The sequence below is a fragment of the Pseudomonas sp. HS6 genome, assembly GCF_023375815.1.
GTDB lineage: Bacteria > Pseudomonadota > Gammaproteobacteria > Pseudomonadales > Pseudomonadaceae > Aquipseudomonas.
Genome location: NZ_CP067412.1, coordinates 4,641,827 through 4,662,928, shown reverse-complemented (window position 1 = coordinate 4,662,928; position 21,102 = coordinate 4,641,827). Strand labels below are relative to the sequence as shown.

The 21,102-nt window shown below is 58.6% G+C and carries 20 protein-coding genes and 1 riboswitch; of the genes, 11 read left to right on the top strand and 9 right to left on the bottom strand.

What is annotated here, in order from left to right; all coding sequences use genetic code 11:
- Nucleotides 1-28: 28 nt before the first annotated feature.
- Complete coding sequence (gene ahcY / locus JJN09_RS21025; protein ID WP_249483483.1) at nt 29-1,438, bottom strand: adenosylhomocysteinase; 1,410 nt, start codon at nt 1,436-1,438, stop codon at nt 29-31.
- 22 nt (nt 1,439-1,460) lie between these two features.
- Nucleotides 1,461-1,559: riboswitch (S-adenosyl-L-homocysteine riboswitch) on the bottom strand.
- A 197-nt stretch (nt 1,560-1,756) separates the two neighbouring features.
- Between ahcY and JJN09_RS21020 the strand changes: the two genes are divergently transcribed.
- On the top strand, nt 1,757-2,164 hold the full coding sequence (locus JJN09_RS21020) for an acyl-CoA thioesterase (RefSeq protein ID WP_016984776.1): 408 nt from the start codon (nt 1,757-1,759) through the stop codon (nt 2,162-2,164).
- Nucleotides 2,165-2,317: 153 nt separating this feature from the next.
- A complete protein-coding gene (locus JJN09_RS21015) occupies nt 2,318-3,223 on the top strand; it encodes a formate/nitrite transporter family protein (protein ID WP_249483481.1) in 906 nt (301 codons plus the stop codon).
- Here the strand turns inward: JJN09_RS21015 and JJN09_RS21010 are convergent, their stop codons facing one another.
- Nucleotides 3,224-4,489 (bottom strand): sodium:proton antiporter, encoded by a 1,266-nt coding sequence (locus JJN09_RS21010; RefSeq protein ID WP_249483480.1) that lies wholly within the window; start codon nt 4,487-4,489, stop codon nt 3,224-3,226.
- Between the two features lie 237 nt (nt 4,490-4,726).
- Between JJN09_RS21010 and JJN09_RS21005 the strand changes: the two genes are divergently transcribed.
- Together JJN09_RS21005 and JJN09_RS21000 are read left to right on the top strand one after the other, a co-directional pair.
- Nucleotides 4,727-5,560 (top strand): EamA family transporter, encoded by an 834-nt coding sequence (locus JJN09_RS21005; protein WP_249483479.1) that lies wholly within the window; start codon nt 4,727-4,729, stop codon nt 5,558-5,560.
- Between the two features lie 38 nt (nt 5,561-5,598).
- Complete coding sequence (locus tag JJN09_RS21000; RefSeq protein ID WP_007959694.1) at nt 5,599-5,982, top strand: MAPEG family protein; 384 nt, start codon at nt 5,599-5,601, stop codon at nt 5,980-5,982.
- A gap of 169 nt (nt 5,983-6,151) precedes the next feature.
- Here the strand turns inward: JJN09_RS21000 and JJN09_RS20995 are convergent, their stop codons facing one another.
- Nucleotides 6,152-7,336, bottom strand: coding sequence for a murein transglycosylase A (locus tag JJN09_RS20995; protein ID WP_249483478.1), 1,185 nt, complete (start codon nt 7,334-7,336; stop codon nt 6,152-6,154).
- Nucleotides 7,337-7,464: 128 nt separating this feature from the next.
- Here JJN09_RS20995 and JJN09_RS20990 point away from each other — a divergent pair, with 128 nt between their 5' ends.
- The gene (locus JJN09_RS20990; RefSeq protein WP_249483476.1) at nt 7,465-7,914 is read left to right on the top strand and encodes a cytochrome c; all 450 of its coding nucleotides are present in this window, start codon (nt 7,465-7,467) and stop codon (nt 7,912-7,914) included.
- Between the two features lie 41 nt (nt 7,915-7,955).
- Here JJN09_RS20990 and JJN09_RS20985 read toward each other — a convergent pair whose 3' ends face one another.
- The 4 genes from JJN09_RS20985 to JJN09_RS20970 all read right to left on the bottom strand — a co-directional run bounded on the left by JJN09_RS20985 (nt 7,956) and on the right by JJN09_RS20970 (nt 12,479).
- Nucleotides 7,956-8,351 (bottom strand): DUF1090 domain-containing protein, encoded by a 396-nt coding sequence (locus JJN09_RS20985; protein ID WP_249483474.1) that lies wholly within the window; start codon nt 8,349-8,351, stop codon nt 7,956-7,958.
- 96 nt (nt 8,352-8,447) lie between these two features.
- Entirely contained in the window at nt 8,448-10,127 is a 1,680-nt protein-coding gene (gene ligB, locus JJN09_RS20980) for an NAD-dependent DNA ligase LigB (protein WP_249483472.1), read from the bottom strand.
- A 147-nt stretch (nt 10,128-10,274) separates the two neighbouring features.
- Nucleotides 10,275-11,465 (bottom strand): methionine adenosyltransferase, encoded by a 1,191-nt coding sequence (metK, locus tag JJN09_RS20975; RefSeq protein WP_096817710.1) that lies wholly within the window; start codon nt 11,463-11,465, stop codon nt 10,275-10,277.
- Between the two features lie 18 nt (nt 11,466-11,483).
- Nucleotides 11,484-12,479 (bottom strand): metalloregulator ArsR/SmtB family transcription factor, encoded by a 996-nt coding sequence (locus tag JJN09_RS20970; protein WP_249483471.1) that lies wholly within the window; start codon nt 12,477-12,479, stop codon nt 11,484-11,486.
- 272 nt (nt 12,480-12,751) lie between these two features.
- On the opposite strand from JJN09_RS20970, the gene tkt reads away from it, so the two are divergent.
- From tkt to fba, 6 genes are all read left to right on the top strand, one after another.
- Nucleotides 12,752-14,749 carry a transketolase gene (tkt, locus tag JJN09_RS20965; RefSeq protein WP_249483470.1) on the top strand — a complete coding sequence of 666 codons (1,998 nt, stop codon included), beginning with the start codon at nt 12,752-12,754 and terminating at the stop codon, nt 14,747-14,749.
- Between the two features lie 191 nt (nt 14,750-14,940).
- Nucleotides 14,941-15,993 carry an erythrose-4-phosphate dehydrogenase gene (gene epd / locus JJN09_RS20960; protein WP_249483468.1) on the top strand — a complete coding sequence of 351 codons (1,053 nt, stop codon included), beginning with the start codon at nt 14,941-14,943 and terminating at the stop codon, nt 15,991-15,993.
- A 12-nt stretch (nt 15,994-16,005) separates the two neighbouring features.
- Nucleotides 16,006-17,169: a phosphoglycerate kinase gene (locus JJN09_RS20955; RefSeq protein ID WP_249483467.1), complete on the top strand. Its 1,164-nt coding sequence runs from the start codon at nt 16,006-16,008 to the stop codon at nt 17,167-17,169.
- Nucleotides 17,170-17,203: 34 nt separating this feature from the next.
- Entirely contained in the window at nt 17,204-17,425 is a 222-nt protein-coding gene (locus tag JJN09_RS20950) for a hypothetical protein (RefSeq protein ID WP_249483466.1), read from the top strand.
- 57 nt (nt 17,426-17,482) lie between these two features.
- Nucleotides 17,483-17,815: an MliC family protein gene (locus tag JJN09_RS20945; RefSeq protein WP_096817719.1), complete on the top strand. Its 333-nt coding sequence runs from the start codon at nt 17,483-17,485 to the stop codon at nt 17,813-17,815.
- Nucleotides 17,816-17,940: 125 nt separating this feature from the next.
- Nucleotides 17,941-19,005 (top strand): class II fructose-bisphosphate aldolase, encoded by a 1,065-nt coding sequence (gene fba, locus JJN09_RS20940; RefSeq protein ID WP_007959708.1) that lies wholly within the window; start codon nt 17,941-17,943, stop codon nt 19,003-19,005.
- A gap of 67 nt (nt 19,006-19,072) precedes the next feature.
- Here the strand turns inward: fba and JJN09_RS20935 are convergent, their stop codons facing one another.
- Nucleotides 19,073-19,720: an RloB family protein gene (locus JJN09_RS20935; protein ID WP_249483464.1), complete on the bottom strand. Its 648-nt coding sequence runs from the start codon at nt 19,718-19,720 to the stop codon at nt 19,073-19,075.
- Nucleotides 19,713-21,047 (bottom strand): ATP/GTP-binding protein, encoded by a 1,335-nt coding sequence (locus JJN09_RS20930; RefSeq protein WP_249483463.1) that lies wholly within the window; start codon nt 21,045-21,047, stop codon nt 19,713-19,715. Before JJN09_RS20930 ends, JJN09_RS20935 begins: the two co-directional genes overlap by 8 nt.
- Between the last annotated feature and the right edge of the window lie 55 nt (nt 21,048-21,102).

The following is a 21,102-nucleotide window of genomic DNA, read 5'->3' as shown; positions in this document are numbered from 1 at the left end:
GCTTGAAGCTTGAAGCTCGCAGCTGCTCTTAGTAGCGGTAAGCGTGCGGCTTGAACGGGCCTTCGACGGTCACGCCGATGTAGTCAGCCTGTTGCTTGGTCAGTTGGGTGACCACGCCGCCGAAGCCGCGAACCATTTCCAGGGCCACTTCTTCGTCGAGTTTCTTCGGCAGTACTTCAACGGTCAGGCGCTCGGCTTTCTGGGCTGGCGACAGGTCGGCGTACTTCTGGCCGAACAGGAAGATCTGGGCCAGAACCTGGTTGGCGAACGAACCGTCCATGATGCGGCTCGGGTGACCGGTGGCGTTGCCCAGGTTCACCAGACGGCCTTCAGCCAGCAGGATCAGGTAGTCGTCGTTCTGAGCGTCGAAAGCGCCCGGGCCGGTACGGTGGATCTTGTGTACCTGTGGCTTCACTTCTTCCCATGCCCAGTTTTTGCGCATGAAAGCGGTGTCGATTTCATTGTCGAAGTGACCGATGTTGCAGACAACGGCGCGCTTCTTCAGGGCTTTGAGCATGTTTGCGTCGCAAACGTTGACGTTACCGGTGGTGGTCACGATCAGGTCGATCTTGCCCAGCAGCGCTTTGTCGATGCTTGCTTCGGTGCCGGTGTTGATACCGTCGATGAACGGCGAAACCAGTTCGAAACCGTCCATGCAGGCTTGCATGGCGCAGATCGGGTCGACTTCGGAGACTTTAACGATCATGCCTTCCTGACGCAGGGACTGGGCCGAACCCTTGCCCACGTCACCGTAGCCGATGACCAGCGCTTGCTTGCCGGACAGCAGGTGGTCGGTGCCGCGCTTGATGGCGTCGTTCAGGCTGTGACGGCAGCCGTACTTGTTGTCGTTCTTGGACTTGGTCACCGAGTCGTTGACGTTGATGGCCGGGATGCGCAGTTCGCCCTTGGCCAGCATGTCCAGCAGACGGTGTACGCCGGTGGTGGTTTCTTCGGTCACGCCGTGAACGCGATCCAGAACCTGTGGGTACTTGTCGTGCAGCAGCTGAGTCAGGTCGCCGCCGTCGTCGAGGATCATGTTGGCGTCCCATGGCTGGCCATCTTTCAGGATGGTCTGCTCCAGGCACCACTCGTACTCTTCTTCAGTCTCGCCTTTCCAGGCGAAAACCGGGATGCCGGCAGCAGCGATAGCGGCAGCAGCCTGATCCTGAGTCGAGAAAATGTTGCAGGACGACCAGCGAACTTCGGCACCCAGGGCAACCAGGGTTTCGATCAGCACGGCGGTCTGAATGGTCATGTGGATGCAGCCGAGGATTTTTGCGCCTTTGAGCGGCTGCTCACCGGAGTACTTGCGACGCAGACCCATCAGGGCCGGCATTTCCGACTCGGCGATGATGGTTTCGCGACGGCCCCAGGCAGCCAGGGACATGTCGGCAACTTTGTAATCGTTAAAATCTGCAGGCGTGATAACAGCGCTCATGAGAGCCTCCATTCGTAATGTATGCGAATGGGCGCCGTTGTGCGTTTAGTGTCCGGCCTGAGCCAGTCAACGCCCCATCCGAGCCTGACAGGTTGAACCTGCTGCAGCGCCCCTCGGACAGGTGGCGGGAAAACGGTATCAAGTGAACGTTACCGTTTTGAAACGGGGGCGATTATAGCCGTCTAGACTGATCTTCCAAAGGGTTTCTGTCGGCCAAATGAAGATCGCCAATCGCGACCATAGTAGAAGCCTCATGGAGCATGACCGCTCAGTCTGCCAAGATGGCCCCATCATTCGGCAAGACGCTCAGGAGTGAAGATGAATTTCCACACCCGCAAGTGGGTAAAACCCGAAGACCTCAACCCCAACGGCACCCTGTTCGGCGGTAGCCTGCTGCGCTGGATCGACGAAGAAGCCGCGATCTACGCCATCGTTCAACTGGGCAACCAGCGTGTGGTGACCAAGTACATTTCCGAAATCAACTTCGTCAGCGCTTCGCGCCAGGGCGACATCATCGAGCTGGGAATCACCGCTACCGAGTTCGGCCGCACCTCGATCACCCTGACCTGCGAAGTGCGCAACAAGATCACCCGCAAGAGCATTCTGACGGTCGAGAAGATGGTTTTCGTCAACCTCGGTGAAGACGGCTTGCCGGCACCGCACGGGCGGACCGAAATCAAATACGTCAAAGACCAGTTCCAGGAAGATGAACTCGTTACCAAGTGACATCGGCGGGGCTCCCACAGGATTGCGCAGAACCTGTGGGAGCGAGCTTGCTCGCGATGGCGAATTTATAGTCGCCACATAGTTAAGGTCGGCAGTGAACAGCTGGGAATGCCACGGGTCGTAGCTAAAAGCCCCCCCCACGGTTCCCACATCATGACCACGCCAACAGACGGCAAGACCCCCGACCTCTCGGCCAAGGAACAGCACGAAGTCGAGAAAAACCAGCCGCCCCGCGCGGCGGTCCTGCATGAAATCATCCGCACCCAGGGCGACCAGGAACTGGAGCGCAGCATTGCCGCGCTGTGGTGGTCGGCGCTGGCGGCGGGGCTGACCATGGGCCTGTCGCTGATGGGCATGGGCCTGCTCAATTCCCGGTTGCCCGAGGGTGACGAATTCAAGGTGATCGCCAGTTTCGGTTACTGCGCAGGTTTTCTCGCGGTGATCCTCGCCCGCCAGCAGTTGTTCACCGAAAACACCCTGACCGCTGTGCTGCCGGTCATGACCAAACCGACGATCCGCAACTTCGGTCGACTGATCCGGCTCTGGACCGTCGTACTGTTCGGCAACCTGTGCGGGACGATTCTGGTGGCGTACGTGATGCTCGAACTGCCGATCTTCGACAGCAAGACCGACGCCGCCTTCCTCGAAATCGGCCGCAAGGTCATGGAAAACCATGCGAGCCAGATGTTCGCCAAAGGCATCGTTTCCGGCTGGATGATCGCCACCATGGTCTGGATGATCCCGTCCATGGAGAGCGCGAAGATGTGGATCATCATCCTCATCACCTACCTCATGGCATTGGGCGACTTCACTCACATCGTGGTCGGGTCGGCGGAAGTGTCGTATCTGGTGTTTGCCGGCGAGTTGCCGTGGAGTGACTTCTGGGCAGTGTTTGCCGGGCCGACATTGGCGGGGAATATCATCGGCGGCAGTTTCATCTTCGCCCTGATCAGCCATGCGCAGATCCGCAGCGAAAGCGGCGCGCCGAAAGAAGCGGAGGCGCCGAAAGAGTCTGCGGACCAGGCCGGAAAGCCCGATCCGCAGCAGATCAAGAAATGATCAGTGGTGAGCGGGCTCGGCCACGTTGGCCGGCTCGTCGCGAGTCGCGTGCTTGACCAGTTTGCCGATGGTCAGGCCCTGCAACAGGATCGACGACAGCACCACGATGTAGGTGATGCTAAGCAACAGATCGCGCTCCGGGCCCAGCGGCAGGGCCAGGGCCAATGCCACCGAAACACCGCCACGCAAGCCACCCCAGGTCAGGATCCGGATGGTGCCGCGCGGCACTGTGCGCCAGCGGCGCAACAGGACAATGGCCGGGGCCACGGTGAGCAGCCGCGACAGCAGAATCGCCAGCGCCAACAGACTTGCTGCCGCCACGTGCAGCCAGTTGAACGGCAGCAGCAACAGCTCCATCCCGATCAGCGCGAACAGCAGGGCGTTGAGCATGTCGTCGAGCAACTCCCAGAAACCGTCCAGGTATTTGCGCGTCATGTCGTTCATCGCCAGATTGCGACCGAGGTTACCGATGATCAGGCCGGCGACCACCATCGCAATCGGCGCCGAGACGTGCAGCTCGGTGGCCATCGCCGAACCACCGATTACCAGCGCCAGGGTCAGCATGACTTCGATCTGGTGCTGCTCGATGCTCTTGATCATCAGGTACACCAGATAACCGATCAGCCCGCCGAACAGCACGCCGCCCACAGCTTCGTGAACGAACAGCATGGCGGTGGCGCCAACGGTCGGGGTTTCGCCCAGTTGCGCGATACCCAGCAACACCGTGAACACCACCACGGCGGTGCCGTCGTTGAACAGCGATTCACCGACGATGGTGGTTTTCAGCGGTTTCGAGGCATTGGCGGTACGCAGCACGCCGAGTACCGCGATCGGGTCAGTTGGGGAAATCAGTGCGCCGAACAACAGGCAGTAGAGGAAGCTCACGTGCCAGCCGAACAGGGCGAAGATGTAGTAGGCGAGGCTGCCGATCACGGCGGTGGCGATCAATACGCCGAAGGTGGCCAGCAGGCCGATGGGCCATCGGTAGCTGCGCAGGTCATTCAGGTTGACGTGCAAGGCGCCGGCGAACAGCAGGAACGACAGCATCCAGTTCATCAACAGATCGCCGAAGTCGATCTGGCCGATCAGTTGCTGTACGCGCTCTTCGAGACCGGGATAGCCGAGCAGGCTCAGGCCTTGCAGCAACAGGGAAAACATCAGTGCGGTAACCATCACGCCGATGGTCGGAGGCAAACCGATGAAGCGGAAATTCACGAAAGTGAGGAGGGTGGTGAGGCAGATGAAAGCGGCGACGAGTTCAAGCATCCGGGGTCCTTTGGATGGGGGTGAAAAGACAGCGCGCCCGTTCGTGGACGCAAGGGTTGGATGGGCAGATGCCGGGTGGGGGCACAATTGTGTGGCCCAGACAGGATTTTTTGAGATTTGTCTGTGCGCAACCGGTTGCGACGGGGGCGCTTGACGTATAAACAGCGCCTGACACATCGCGAATCAAAGACCTGACTAAATGGCTCAGGTTCAAAAACAAGAATGAAGGAGTGACACGTGCTGGCGACAGCTCTGGTGTTGGTGGCGGCGCTGTTGCATGCCGCGTGGAATACCCTGATCAAATTCAGCGCCGAGCGGCTGCTGGTGGTGGCCTGCATGGACACCGTGGCGCTGTTGTTCGTCGCGCTGGCATTTCCTTTCATCAGCCTGCCACCGCAGGAAATCTGGCCGTGGATTCTGGCGTCGGCAGCGTTCGAGCTGCTTTATCGCTATCTGTTGATCCAGGCCTATCGGGTCGGCGACCTGGGCTTGGTCTATCCGCTGATGCGCGGTTTGTCGCCGCTGGTGGTGCTGGTGCTGACCCTGATCTTCGCCGGAGAAGTGCTGACCACGCAGCAGATCTTCGGGATCATGTTGATTCCGCTGGGCATGGCCTGTCTGCTCTGGCAGGGCGGCGGCGGGAAACACTTGCCATGGTCGATGCTGCCGGTGGTGGCGCTGATCGGGTTGTGCATCGGCTGCTACACCTACATCGATGGCCAGGCATTGCGGCGCTGGTCGCATCCGCTGGATTACCTGGTCTGGGTCACGCTGCTCAGCGCCTGGCCGTTCCCGTTGCTGGCGTGGGTGGCCAAGCGGCCGGCGTTCATGCTGTTCTGGCGTGAACAATGGAAGCTGGGGCTGGCGGTCGGGTTCTGCGTGTTGTTCAGCTACGCTCTGGTGCTGTGGGCGATGCAGTTGGGGTCGATTGCCGAAGCGGCGGCGTTGCGTGAAATCAGCGTGATTCTGGTGGTGCTGTTCGGCATGCGCTACCTGAAAGAACCTTTCGGCCGGCCACGGCTCTTAGCCTGTGGGCTGGTGCTGATCGGCATGCTGGTGATGAAGTTCTGACCCGCCAACACTCTAAAAAACTGAAGAAGGACGGCGTTATGACGGTGGCTCTGTGGTGCGTTTTGATTGCGATTTTTCTGCCGTACCTGTGCACGGGCGTGGCCAAGGCTGTCGGTGGTTATCGGCTGAGCGACAATCACGATCCCCGGGATTTTCTCGAAAGCCTGAACGGTGTGGCCCGACGGGCCCATGCGGCGCAACTGAACAGTTTTGAAGTGACGCCGGCCTTTGCGGCGGCGGTAATCGTCGCGCATCTGGTGGGCACGGCGGAACTGGTGACAGTGAATGTGCTGGCGGTGCTGTTTATCACCAGTCGTCTGCTCTACATCATTTGCTATCTGGCGGACTGGGCGATTCTGCGGTCGCTGGTGTGGTTTGTCGGGATGGGGCTGATCGCTTCGTTCTTTTTTGTGTCTGTCTGATTCTTGAGCGCTGCTACTGGCCTCTTCGTCGGATCGCCGCCCGGAGCAAGCCCGCTCCCACAGGGTTCTCTGGTGCACACAGGATTTGTGCTCGCTATTGATACCTGTGGGAGCGGCGGTGCGACGATTCGACTTGCCCGCGAAGGCGATAGCTCAAGCGCCGAGGCGCTTAAGGTTTGTCCTTCACCGTGTCGGCGACTTGGGGCACTTGCGGCAACGCCGCGCCTTTTGGCCAGAGCATCCAGATCTGCCCTTGCTGCTTCATGTCGCCGGCCAGTTGCCCGGCGGCATCGCCGGTGCCCCAGAACAGGTCCGCACGAACTTCGCCGGCAATCGCGCCGCCGGTGTCCTGCGCGGCCACCGGGCGTACCAGCGCCGTGCCGTCAGGGCGGGTGGTCGATAGCCACAACAGGCTGCCCAGCGGGATCACCTTGCGATCCACCGCCGCGCTGTAACCGGCGGTCAGCGGCACATTCAACGAGCCGCGCGGGCCTTCGTTGCTGTCCGGGTTGCGGGTGAAGAACACATAGCTCGGGTTGCTACCCAGCAATTCCGGAATGCGCGACGGGTTGGCCTTGGCCCAGTTGCTGATCGCGCCCATGGTCACGTCTTCTTTCTTCAGCTCGCCCTGTTCCACCAGCCAGCGGCCGATCGGCCGGTACGGGTGACCGTTCTGGTCGGCGTAGGCGATGCGCAGTTGCCGGCCGTCTTCGGTCTGAATCCGCCCCGAACCCTGGATCTGCAGGAATTGCAGATTCATCGGATCGGTCAGCCATGCCACCACCGGTGCCTTGACGCCTTTGGTCTCGATGGTCGCCGCGTCGTCATAAGGTTTGAGCACGCGACCTTCGAGGCGACCGCGCAGGCGTTTGCCTTTCAGCTCAGGGTAAATGCTGTCCAGGGACACGATGATCATGTCCTCGGGCACGCCGTACACCGGCACGTTGGCGGTCGCGGTTTGCGTCAGGCTGCCGGGGTAGACCGGTTCGTAGTAGCCGGTGATCAGGCCGTTGGGATTGTCGTGCTCGGCGCGCAGACCGAAGACGTCGAGGTGCTGCTTGAGGAAGCTGCGGATGTTGCCAGCGTTTTGCGGCACATTGGCCGCTGCTGCGCAGGTAGCGCCCCAGACCGGGTCAGCCTTGAGTCGGGTGCACGCACTGCGCCATGAACCGAAACCGGCCAACAGATCGTTGTCGGAAACCGCAGGCAGTGCTTCCCAGGTGGCGCTGGAGTAGGTGGCCAGTGCGTGGGTTTTCGGCTTGGCACTGTCGCCTCCGGTGCAGCCGGCGAGGATGGCCAGCAGCGGCAGGGTTGCGAGGAGTGGATGACGCCAGGCCTTGAAACGGCTGTTCATGGAGAATTTCCTGTGCCGGTTGCAGGCGTGCTCCATGCGCGCCTGCAACCCGTATTATTAATAGGGCTATTGGTGTTTGGCGGTGACGCGAGGATACTGGCCGCCGAATTCCGTGACCTGAAGCCACCATGACTCTTAAAAGACTTTCTGTTGTATTGCTGGCCTGTCTGACCTTGTCCGCCTGCGGCGGTGTCGATCCGAATTCCCCGCTGGGTCAGCGCAAGGCGATCTTTAAGCAGATGCTCAAGACCGGCGAAGACCTGGGCGGCATGCTGCGCGGGCGCATTGCCTTCGACGGGCCGAAATTCACGGAAGGCGCGGTCAAGCTCGATGCGCTGTCCCATGAACCGTGGAAGCATTTCCCGTCGGTGCGCGAAGAAGATCACACCAGCGCCAAGGACGATGTCTGGCAGCGACAGGCACGTTTCCAGGAAATGGCCCGCACCCTTGAGGCGGCCACCGGTGAACTGGTGATCGCCAGCCAGGTTCAACCGTACAAGGCCAGCAACCTGGGGCCGGCGGTGCAGAAGGTCGAAGATGCCTGCAGTGCCTGCCATAAAGAGTTTCGGGATCATTGATGTTCAAGGGCTCACGGCCTTTGGCTGTGAGCCCTTGTCTCTTACTTGTCGAGTTCGTCCAGTGCGTCCTGCAATTCCTTGCGCGACTCGGCGAGCTTGTTCTTGCGCTTGTCGATCTTCTCCGGATCGCCTTTCTTCATGGCCTTGTCGAGGTCGGCCTGGCGCTTGCTCACTTCGTGCTTGGCGTCGAGTACCTTGTTTTCGCGTTCCTTTTTCAGGCCGGCGTCAGTGCAGTGTTCGGTGACTTCGCGCAGGGCGGTTTCGAGGCCGGTTTGCTGGTCGATGTTGCCGCGGGATTTGGCCTGTTCGATCTGATTGATGATGCCTTGCTTCTTGGCGGCACAACCGGTCAGCCCCGGGGCATCTTCACCAGCCATCACGGGAGCGGCCATTACGCCGCAAAGAGTCAGCAGGGCGAGCGGTGCGAAAAATTTCATAAAAGCTCCATGTGCAAAGGCAATCGGGTCGGAAAAGCACTGCGCTGTTGGAGCGCCTCGGCGACCGTTGGGTTCCCGGCGTACCGGGATGCATGTTCAGAAACCGTCGATTCCGGCGGCGCGTAAGGTTTCACTCAGGACCAGCACCTGAGGGTCGCGGAAAAAAGCGCTCAATTGCGCCGCGCGGCCCGGGCCGATTCCGGGTTCTGCCTGCCATTGTTCAGTATTGCGTTGTGCCAGCGCTTGCCATGAATCAACCAGAGAGGCCTGACCCGTCGGCGGTAGCCCGAGGGCTTTGAGCCATCGGGTGAATGGCCTTTGGCGAGCGCTGTGAAAACTGTGCGACAGACGAACGCTGCTGCGTTCGCCGAGGCCGGCAATCTTAGCAAGCTCTGGCTCGTCGAGGGTCAACCAATCCAGCAGGCTGTTCAGGCGGCCTGTTTCCAGAAGTTTCTCCCACGTACCGCGCCCGACATGGGGCAGTGCCAGCCCCTGTTTACCGCCAAGCCAGGTCAGACGCGCGAGGAACTGACTCTCGCATCCGGGCGTTGGTTGCCAGCAGCTTAGCGCGTGAAAGTCGCCGGCGAGGGGAACGTTCAGCTCGACGCGCTCCGTGCTGCGCAGAACAACGCTGTCGAGTCGAGGAATCGTCAGCCCGGCCAGGCTGATCGCCACTTGATCGCCGGGGCGAATGTCCAGTTCCTGCCAGCGTTTGAGTGAGCTGACGCTGACCCGTCTGATCTGGCGGTCATCGAGCATGACCGGCGCAAGATCCAGCACGGGGGTGATACGCCCGGTTCGGCCGACCTTGAAATTGACCTTGCGTACATCGGCCAATGCCTGGGCGAACGGGTACTTCCAGGCCACGGCCCAGAAAGGCGAGCGCGCCTGCCAGCGTTCGGCTGCCGGACGCAGACTTTGACGCAAGACGATGCCATCACTGGCGAAGGGCAGTGGTGAGCGATACCAGTAATCGCGCCACTTTTGCGCATCGGCAAGATCACCGACGGGGTGGCTGTAAGGTTCTGTCGTTGCGAAGCCCAGTGTCGCCAATCCCGCGATCCGTTCTGTCAGGCTACCCGGCCCCAGCGGCCAGTCCCAGACAAAAAGCCCGATACCCGCTGCCTGTTCGGCGCTCAAATCCTTGCGTCCCATCAGGCCGGCGACTGTCGCGCGGGCGTTGGCGCTGCCGGCTCGGGCCTGGATATGGTCGTTAAGCCGCCAATAGAGTTCACCTTGCACCGACAGGTCCACCGGTTGTGTCAGTTGCTGGGGAATGGCGTTGATCTTCTGTGCCGAGGCAGTCCAGTCCTGTCCGCGAACCCCGTCGCCGCGACTGATCGCCTGTTGCAAACGCCCGGCGCGATAGATAAGCGTGACGGCCACGCCGTCGATCTTGGGTTGTGCCCAGACGTCCTTGCGGTCGCGCAGCCAGGCTTCGATGTCCGCTGCGTCGTGAAGTTTGTCGAGGCCGGTATGGGCGATCGGGTGCGCGACCGACCCTGACGCCGTTCGTAACGGTTTGGGCGGTGGGGGAAGTTTGAAGCACTGGCGCCATTCGCCGAGTCGGGTGCGGGACTGATCGTAGAGTTCGTCGGTGATCAGTGATCGGCCTTCTCGGTGATAGGCGTCGTCCCACAGATCGATCTGCTGTTGCAGGGTGGCGATTTCGGTTTGTGCCCGGTCGGCAGGCCATTCAGGGCAGTTGTCAGCGAAAGCGCTGAGGTGGATGAAAACCGGCAGGAAAAACAAAAACAGGCGCAGTGTGGCAAGCATCGTGAGCGTCCTTGCTCAGAGAGATACCTGAAGGCTAGCCGGGATTTTCAAGCGGGCCGGGCGGCTGTTTTACCGGTTGTTTCGCGGCCATGAAAAAGCCCCGCACGGTGCGAACCGTGCGGGGCTTCTTGTACCGCCAGGGAAGTCTTACAGACCGGCAGCAGAACGCAGAGCGTCGGCGCGGTCGGTTTTTTCCCAGGTGAACGTGGTGAAGGTGTCTTCGCCAACGGTCTTGGTCTGCGGAGCACGGCCGAAGTGGCCGTAGGCTGCGGTTTCCTGGTACATCGGGTGCAGCAGGTCGAGCATGGTGGTGATTGCGTATGGACGCAGGTCGAACACTTCGCGGACCAGTTTGATGATCTTGTCATCGCTGATCTTGCCGGTGCCGAAGGTGTTCAGCGAGATCGAAGTAGGCTGGGCCACACCGATCGCGTAGGAAACCTGGATCTCGCAACGCTCGGCCAGGCCGGCAGCCACGATGTTCTTGGCAACATAACGGCCAGCGTAGGCAGCCGAACGGTCAACCTTCGATGGATCCTTGCCGGAGAACGCGCCGCCGCCGTGACGGGCCATGCCGCCGTAGCTGTCGACGATGATCTTGCGACCGGTCAGACCGCAGTCACCTACCGGGCCGCCAATGATGAACTGGCCGGTCGGGTTGATGTGGAACTGGGTGTCCTTGCTCAGCAGTTCGGCAGGCAGCACGTGCTTGACGATCAGCTCCATCACGCCTTCGCGCAGGTCTTTGTACGACACTTCAGGGTTGTGCTGGGTCGACAGAACAACAGCGTCGATACCCACAACCTTGCCGCCTTCGTAACGGCAAGTCACTTGCGACTTGGCGTCCGGGCGCAGCCAAGGCAGCAGACCCGATTTGCGGGCTTCGGCCTGACGTTGCACCAACTGGTGCGAGAAGGTGATCGGTGCTGGCATCAGCACGTCGGTTTCGTTGCTGGCGTAGCCGAACATCAGGCCCTGGTCACCGGCGCCCTGATCTTCAGGCTTGGCACGGTCGACACCCTGGTTGATGTCAGGGGACTGCTTGCCGATGATGTTCATCACGCCGCAGGTCGCGCCGTCGAAGCCGACGTCGGAGCTGTTGTAGCCGATGTCGAGAATCACGTTACGCACGATCTCTTCCAGATCGACCCAGGCACTGGTAGTCACTTCACCGGCAACGATGGCCACGCCAGTCTTGACCAGGGTTTCCACCGCAACGCGTGCGTGTTTGTCCTGGGTGATGATGGCGTCCAGCACCGCATCGGAAATCTGGTCGGCGATTTTGTCCGGATGTCCTTCAGACACGGACTCGGAGGTGAAGAGGGAATATTCGCTCATCTCGATGTTTTCCTGAATTTACCGATGGTGAGTGTCGCCAGTCGGTCGCTGAAAATGGCGGACCTGAATCTGGAAACCATTACGTAAGCCTACATAGAGGCTGTCCCCGGGAACGAGTCCCGCAGCGGTGGCCCAACGGGCCAGATCGTCCTGTTCAAACCCCAACCACACATCACCGCAGGCCTCCCTGGCCCAACTCTGGTTGTGGCTACATAACTCTGTCACGAGCAGGCTACCGCCCGGTTGCAGCAGGCTGGCCATGTGCTTGAGCGCTTCGGCCGGCGCGGCGAAATGGTGCAACACCATGTTCAACACTACGCAATCGGCCTGAAGACTTACGCCATTCAATGCATCGGCCAATTGCAGGCTGACGTTAGCCAGCTTTTCACGTTCACATACCTGGCGGGCCAGTTCGAGCATCGCCGCGCTGTTGTCCAGTGCGGTTACGGTGCCGAAACGACGGGCCAGTTCCGGCAGGAAAGCACCATCGCCGGGGCCGACTTCGATGGCCGAGGCTGCACCATCGAAATTCAGTTTGTCGAGCAGGGCCAGCACGCTTTCACGGTACTGCGGCAGGCCGGCAATCAAATCTTGCTGGGCGCGGAATTTCTCTGCGACCCGTGCGAAAAAATCCTGGCTGTTGGCAGCGCGCTGCCCGTGAACCTGTGCGATCCGCGTTTCTACATCGGCCGGCAGCGCCAGATTGTCGACTTCTTCTAACAACGCCGCGTGCAACTTGCCGCCCAGCAGCTCGGTGTGGGGCAGAGCGCGGCGATAGAAAACCGCATTGCCTTCGCGGCGAGTCGCTACCAGATCAGCTTGTGCCAACACTTTAAGGTGATGGCTCATGCCGGATTGGCCGATATCGAAAATCTGCGCCAGTTCCAGTACGCCGAACGAATCGTTGGCCAGGGCGCGCAATACATTCAGCCGCAACGGATCGCCGCCGGCCTTGCAGAGGGCCGCCAGCTCGTCGCAATCGTCGTGGCGAATGGAAGGCACGCGTAAGTTCATAGGGCCAGCAGTCTAGAGACGGCCGGAAAACACCGCAAGGTCAATATCAAAAAGTTTTGATATTGCTCGATGGGTGGCGCTTTTTATTGCACTTCTCACTGACCGGTTAACTCTACAAACGAACAGCGGAAAGGTTTCACCAGCCGAAACCGATGTTATCCATGGGAAAAACGCCTCCGGATGACTATCTGTCATTGCCCCGAGGCGCTCGGGTGAGGGAAAATGCCCTCCTTTTTTCCGTTTCAATCTATTCAAACCCCAGGAGATCAGCGATGCCTAGCCGTCGTGAGCGTGCCAACGCCATTCGTGCCCTCAGCATGGATGCCGTGCAAAAAGCCAACAGCGGCCATCCCGGTGCCCCTATGGGTATGGCAGATATCGCCGAAGTACTTTGGCGCGACTACCTCAAGCACAACCCGAGCAATCCATCGTTCGCCGACCGTGACCGCTTCGTGCTGTCGAACGGCCACGGCTCGATGTTGATCTACTCGCTGCTGCACCTGACCGGTTACGACCTGTCGATCGACGACCTGAAACAGTTCCGTCAACTGCACAGCCGCACCCCGGGCCACCCGGAATTCGGTTACACCCCGGGCGTTGAAACCACCACCGGCCCGCTGGGTCAGGGTCTGGCCAACGCCGTGGGCTTCGCCCTGGCAGAAAAAGTCCTGGGCGCGCAGTTCAACCGTCCTGGCCACAACATTGTCGACCACCACACCTACGTGTTCCTGGGTGATGGCTGCATGATGGAAGGCATTTCCCACGAAGTCGCTTCCCTGGCCGGCACTCTGGGCCTGGGCAAACTGATCGCCTTCTACGATGACAACGGCATCTCCATCGACGGCGAAGTCGAAGGCTGGTTTACCGACGACACGCCGAAGCGTTTCGAAGCCTACAACTGGCAGGTCATCCGCAACGTCGACGGTCATGATCCGGAAGAGATCAAGACGGCCATCGACACCGCGCGCAAGAGCCCGCTGCCGACCCTGATCTGCTGCAAAACCACTATCGGTTTCGGTTCGCCGAACAAGCAAGGCAAGGAAGATTGCCACGGCGCCCCACTGGGTGACGCGGAAATCGCCCTGACCCGCAAGGCGCTGAACTGGAACCACGGCCCGTTCGAAATCCCGGCCGACATCTACGCCGAATGGGATGCCAAGGAAAAGGGCCGCGCCGTCGAGTCCGAGTGGGACCAGCGTTTCGCTGCCTACTCCGCCGCGTTCCCGACCGAAGCCAACGAACTGATCCGTCGCCTGAGCGGCGAGCTGCCGGCCGATTTCTCCGAGAAGGCCTCGGCCTACATCGCCGAAGTCGCGGCCAAGGGCGAAACCATCGCCAGCCGTAAAGCCAGCCAGAACACTCTGAACGCGTTCGGCCCGCTGCTGCCGGAACTGCTCGGTGGTTCGGCTGACCTGGCCGGTTCCAACCTGACCCTGTGGAAAGGTTGCAAAGGCGTCAGCGCCGAAGACGCCAACGGTAACTACATGTACTACGGCGTACGCGAGTTCGGCATGACTGCCATCATGAACGGCGTGACCCTGCACGGCGGCCTGGTGCCTTACGGCGCGACCTTCCTGATGTTCATGGAATACGCCCGCAACGCCGTACGCATGTCCGCACTGATGAAACAGCGTGTGATCCACGTCTACACCCACGACTCCATCGGTCTGGGCGAAGACGGCCCGACGCACCAGCCGATCGAGCAACTGACCAGCCTGCGCACCACGCCGAACCTCGACACCTGGCGTCCAGCCGATGCCGTTGAATCGGCCGTGGCCTGGAAAAACGCGCTGGAGCGCAAGGATGGCCCGTCCGCTCTGATCTTCTCGCGTCAGAACCTGCAGCATCAAACCCGTGATGCCGGCCAGATCGCCGACATCAGCCGTGGTGGCTACGTGCTGAAAGACTGCGCAGGCGAGCCTGAGCTGATCCTGATCGCCACCGGTTCGGAAGTCGGTCTGGCCGTTCAGGCCTACGACAAACTGACCGAGCAGGGCCGCAAGGTGCGTGTTGTTTCGATGCCTTGCACCAGCGCGTTCGATGCTCAGGACGCGGGCTACAAGCAATCGGTTCTGCCGTTGCAGGTTGGCGCGCGTATCGCGATCGAAGCGGCTCACGCCGACTTCTGGTTCAAGTACGTGGGTCTGGAAGGTCGCGTGATCGGCATGACTACCTACGGCGAATCGGCTCCGGCTCCGGCATTGTTCGAAGAGTTCGGCTTCACTCTGGAAAACATCCTGGGTCAGGCTGAAGAGCTGCTGGAAGACTGATCCAGAAAAGGTGTCGCCTGAACTGACGTATTCGCGAGCAAGTCGAATCGTCGCACCGCCGCTCCCACAGTGTTTTAGGTTGATCACACATTTTGTGTACACCAAAGGACCTGTGGGAGCGGGCTTGCCCGCGAAAGCGGTGGTTCAGGCAACATTGCACTGCCTGATTCACCACGGTAATCGAGAACCCCATGCCTCAACCGCGTCCCTACAAAGTTGCACTCAACGGCTACGGCCGGATTGGTCGTTGCGTCTTGCGTGCGTTGTTTGAACGAGGCTCGACGGCAGGGTTTGAAATTGTCGCGATCAACGATCTGGCCGACATGGCCAGCATCGAATACCTGACACGCTTCGACTCCACCCACGGCCGGTTCCCCGGCGAGGTGAAGGTCGACGGCGATTGTCTGCATATTAATGGCAACTGCGTGAAGGTCCTGCGCAGTGCCACCCCCGAAGGCATCGATTGGGCGTCGCTTGGCGTCGATCTGGTGCTCGAATGCTCTGGCGCCTACCACACCCGTGCAGACGGCCAGCGTTTCCTCGACGCCGGCGCGCCACGGGTGCTGTTTTCGCAGCCGATGGCCAGCGAGGCGGATGTCGACGCCACCATCGTCTACGGCGTCAATCAGGATTGCCTGACCGGTGACGAACTGCTGGTGTCCAACGCGTCCTGCACCACCAACTGCGGCGTGCCGCTGTTGCGTCTGCTGGATCAGGCAGTCGGCCTGGATTACGTGTCGATCACCACGATTCACTCGGCGATGAACGATCAGCCGGTGATCGACGCCTATCACCACGAAGACCTGCGCCGCACCCGTTCGGCGTTCCAGTCGGTGATCCCGGTGTCCACCGGTCTGGCGCGAGGTATCGAGCGTCTGCTGCCGGAACTTGCCGGGCGAATCCAGGCCAAAGCCGTACGCGTGCCGACGGTCAACGTGTCCTGCCTCGACATCACGATGCAGACCGCCAGCGACACCGACGCCGGCGAGGTCAACCGGATCCTGCGCGACGCTGCCACCAGCGGCCCGCTCAAAGGTCTGTTGGCCTACACCGAGCTTCCCCATGCTAGCTGTGATTTTAATCATGACCCACATTCGGCCATCGTCGATGCCAGTCAGACCCGCGTTTCCGGCCCTCGGCTGGTGAACATCCTGGCCTGGTTCGACAACGAATGGGGTTTTGCCAACCGAATGCTGGATGTTGCAGAACACTATCTGCAAACAGCAACTTCAAAAAAACCGTAGGAAGTGCGACCCATGACCGTGTTGAAGATGTCCGACCTCGATCTGCAAGGTAAGCGCGTATTGATCCGCGAAGACCTCAACGTCCCAGTCAAGGACGGTGTTGTCACCAGCGATGCGCGTATCCTGGCTTCGCTGCCGACCATCAAGCTGGCCCTGGAAAAAGGCGCGGCCGTGATGGTCTGCTCGCACCTGGGTCGTCCGACCGAAGGCGAATTTTCCGCCGAGAACAGCCTCAAACCAGTCGCCGACTACCTGAGCAAGGCCCTGGGCCGCGAAGTGCCGCTGGTGGCCGATTACCTGGGCGGCGTTGACGTCAAGGCCGGCGACATCGTGCTGTTCGAAAACGTGCGCTTCAACAAGGGCGAGAAAAAGAACGCCGACGAACTGGCCCAGCAATACGCCACCCTGTGCGACGTGTTCGTGATGGACGCTTTCGGCACCGCTCACCGCGCCGAAGGCTCGACCCACGGCGTAGCCAAGTTCGCCAAAGTCGCCGCTGCCGGCCCGCTGCTGGCCGCTGAACTCGACGCACTGGGCAAAGCCCTGGGCGCACCGGCCAAGCCGATGGCTGCCATCGTTGCCGGTTCCAAGGTCTCGACCAAACTCGACGTGCTGAACAGCCTGAGCCAGATCTGCGATCAACTGATCGTCGGCGGCGGCATCGCCAACACCTTCCTGGCTGCGGCCGGTCACCCGGTCGGCAAGTCGCTGTACGAGCCGGACCTGCTGGACACTGCTCGCGCCATCGCCGCCAAGGTCAGCGTGCCGCTGCCGGTCGACGTGGTCGTTGCCAAGGAATTCGCTGAAAGCGCTGAAGCGACCGTGAAGCTGATCGCTGACGTTGCTGCCGACGACATGATCCTCGACATCGGCCCGCAAACCGCCGCCAACTTCGCCGAACTGCTGAAGTCGTCGAAAACCATCCTGTGGAACGGCCCGGTCGGCGTGTTCGAATTCGACCAGTTCGGGAACGGCACCAAAGTGCTGGCCCAGGCCATCGCCGACAGCGCGGCGTTCTCGATTGCCGGCGGTGGCGACACCCTGGCGGCCATCGATAAATATGGCGTGGCGGAAAAGATCTCCTACATTTCCACCGGCGGCGGCGCGTTCCTCGAATTCGTCGAAGGCAAAGTGCTGCCGGCCGTTGAAGTCCTGGAAAGCCGGGCCAAGGCCTGAGGCCGCCCGTTTGGCCAGGCAAAGGAGTGTTCAGATGGTCAAGTCGTTAGCGCTGTTGTTGCTGACCGGTACATTGGCAGCCTGCGGGAGTAACCCGAAGGTTGCGCCGGAGCCGGCACCCGGCGAGGCACAGAAAGGCTGCTACCAGGCCGACTGGCAGGCCGAAACCAACCCGGTGCTGAACAAGCGCTCGGGACCGGAAGGCCTGGACAAATACGAGACGCAAACCCCGGCCAAGGAACATGGTTGTCCTTGACCGGTCTGACTCTTTAACTCAGGGCCGGCGGCGTGCGCCGCCGGTCGAGGAACACGGATGAAAGGCTTGATCGCCGTTGCGGCATTGGGATTGTTGGGTGGTTGTGCGCAGTGGAACCCGTTTCAGTCATCCGCCCCTGTGGATAACTGGACCACCTGGACCTGCGACAGCCAGGCCAAAGTGCTGTGGCGCTTCACCGATGCCGGCCAGAAGGCAGTCGATGTGCGACTGGGCGGCGGCGATCAGGTCTATCGCCTGAAAGAAGAGCCGGGCGCCTCGGGCGCGCTGTACAGCGACGACATGCTGGCGTTTCACATCAAAGGTAATGAAGGCCTGGTCTACTGGGTCGCTACCAATGATCTGATCGGCCGGGGCTGCAAAGCCGAATAAAACAGAATCTGCTTTATCGAATCACCAGGCCGGGCCTCAACCCCCGATCTGCAATCACTTGAATAGCCGCCGCCGCTCCGGCAGGCTGGCACGATTAACGACCCAAACCGGGAGAGACACACACAATGGCACTTATCAGCATGCGCCAGATGCTGGACCACGCAGCCGAGTTCGGCTACGGCGTTCCAGCCTTCAACGTCAACAACCTTGAGCAGATGCGCGCCATCATGGAAGCCGCTGACAAGACTGACTCCCCGGTGATCGTTCAGGCTTCGGCCGGCGCTCGCAAATACGCCGGCGCACCGTTCCTGCGTCACCTGATCCTGGCCGCGATCGAAGAATTCCCGCACATCCCGGTGTGCATGCACCAAGACCACGGCACCAGCCCTGACGTCTGCCAGCGCTCGATCCAACTGGGCTTCAGCTCGGTGATGATGGACGGTTCCCTCGGCGAAGACGGCAAGACTCCGACCGACTACGAATACAACGTCCGCGTAACTCAACAAACCGTCGCCATGGCTCACGCCTGCGGCGTTTCGGTTGAAGGCGAGCTGGGTTGCCTGGGGTCGCTGGAAACCGGCATGGCCGGTGAAGAAGATGGCATTGGTGCCGAAGGCGTTCTGGATCACAGCCAGATGCTGACCGACCCGGAAGAAGCCGCTGACTTCGTCAAGAAGACTCAAGTTGATGCCCTGGCCATCGCCATCGGCACCAGCCACGGCGCCTACAAGTTCACCAAGCCGCCTACCGGCGACGTGCTGGCCATCGACCGCATCAAGGAAATCCACAAACGCATCCCGAACACCCACCTGGTGATGCACGGTTCCTCGTCGGTTCCACAAGAGTGGCTGGCGATCATCAACCAGTACGGCGGCGACATCAAAGAAACCTACGGCGTACCGGTTGAAGAAATCGTCGAAGGCATCAAGCACGGCGTGCGCAAGGTCAACATCGACACCGACCTGCGTCTGGCATCCACCGGCGCCATGCGTCGCCTGATGGCCACCAACCCGAGCGAATTCGACCCACGTAAATTCTTCGGCGAAACCGTGAAGGCGATGCGCGATGTATGTATCGCTCGTTACGAAGCTTTCGGTACTGCCGGCAACGCTTCGAAGATCAAGCCGATCTCGCTGGAAAGCATGTATCAGCGTTACCTGAAGGGTGAGTTGAACGCCAAGGTCAATTGAGACTGGGTGTTGAACTGATTTGAAAGAAACCCGCCGTGAGGCGGGTTTTCTATACAGCTGAAGACATCTAGCAGAATAAATCTATAGCATTTAATAGTTTTGGAATATCTGTGTATGGATTGAGGTGGTGAGGTTTGTCCCTTCCCGGCTGAGCGGTCTGAATAGCTGCGAGATTCAGTTTTTGAGCTGCTCTTCTTGCTTTATTTATATTTTTTGATAGGAATTCGTAGATCTCGGTTCCTGCTTTGTCGTAGTCTTTACCGAGTTTCTTTCGAAATTCTTCTTTCAAACAGCTCCTATTGATTAAATCGCCATAGCATGTATAGGGGGCAGAGCTGTTTGTTATATGTAGCAGTAGCCAATGCTCAAAGCAAACGTTGGAAAGAGCTATGTTGATTCCATTATCTTTTGCCCTTTTATAAGCTTTGTCATGAAGGGTGTCAGTATACTTGGCAACAGACTCCCGATCATATACAACCCAAAACTCATCTCCTTTTGCGCTGGTGTTGCTTTTTTTATGTTCAATTGCGACGTTTACAAGTTCTACTGGAGTGTTTTTTCTTGTTTTTTCCACAATGATGACATGTCGTAACGCTCTGTCGTCGATGTCGGAGATGTAACCATTTAAATAGTTAGGCTCCGTTTTTTCTCCCTCGCAATAAATATGCATTTTTTTGGGAAGGGCTCGAGAGGATGAATTGCGAGCTTTAGGCATCCTTGCTTATCTCCACGGTTTCCTTGTTCTTGTTTTTACGTTGGGAAACAGATTTTTTCTTTCCGGTAAAAATCCTTGAGATATTTGAATAGCTTATGTTTGGTAATGCTCCGAACCGGCCTTCATCATACCAGTGGCCGTACGGACTGCTGGATTTTACTGATGATTTGTCAAATTCGTCTAAAGAATATAGTGTTGATGCGCCGCTCGTTTTTTCGGTAAACCAAATCTGGTCCCGCCTCATTAACTGCGGGGACATTAGGTTAATGTCGTGTGTAGTGAATATTAGTTGGGCGTTGTGTCTATTAACCTCCGGGTCATTAAACAGCTTTATTATAAGCTCGCCTATGTGTGGATGAAAACTATTGTCAAGTTCATCCATTATTAATACTGAGCCTATCTCGAATACCGTAAGGAGCAAAGGTAAGAACTCAAAAAGTTTCTGAGTTCCGTCAGACTCATCACTCATGTCGAGTATAGCAACTCCGCTATCTTCTTTCGCATGTGAAAACTTAAAGTTGTATTTGTGTCTTTTGATTATATTTTCGCGTATTTCATTTGGTATTTCACTTGGGACTTTACTTAATAGCTCATTGACATTGTTTTCTTTGCGTGTAATACCTGTGATGCCGGTATCTAGGCACGAAAGAAGCTTGGATACTTTATTAAGTGTTTCTGGCTCGTCGTAAAGTGTTGATACATTCAGTTTTTGGGAAAATCCCATATAAAATATCGATCGGAGGTAGTTGTATACCGATCGAATCAATTCTGAGGCGGCTGCGTTGTTCCCAGCTTTTGCAAGATAACTATTATTCTTGAAGAATGGCATCCTCTTCTGTCCACCTTTATAGTGGCTGCCAAAGGAGATTGTTTCCCAAGTATCACCTAGTGCTCTTTTGAAGATATTTGCTTTTTGCCTAGATGGGAAGAAATCTAAGCTTTCGCTTAGCACTTCTGTTCGGTTATATGTTACGGAATATATATATCGAATATCATCATGGTTAATGAACTCAATCTCAAAGCAAACTGGAGATGATTTTGCTTCGTCTGAAAGTAGATACGGTTCGTAACACGGAATAGACTCGCCCTCTTTTAAACTCCCTGAGTCATCCGTTATCCATTGCAGAGCAAGAAAAGCTAGTAATAAGTTCGACTTTCCTGATGCATTTGCGCCGTAAATTCCAACTGTTTTTAGAATGTTTACGCGCTCACTTTCAGTTGTTGCGATATTCTGCAAAAGATGAGATTTCGGATTTTCAACATTCATGCTGAAAAGCTGTTCGTCCTTGAATGACCTAAAATTCTTGATGGTAAGGTCTATGATCACTTTTCATTTCTCTATCGTGTACTGGTGGGTTTTTTGGATTTTTTCGTCAAAAATC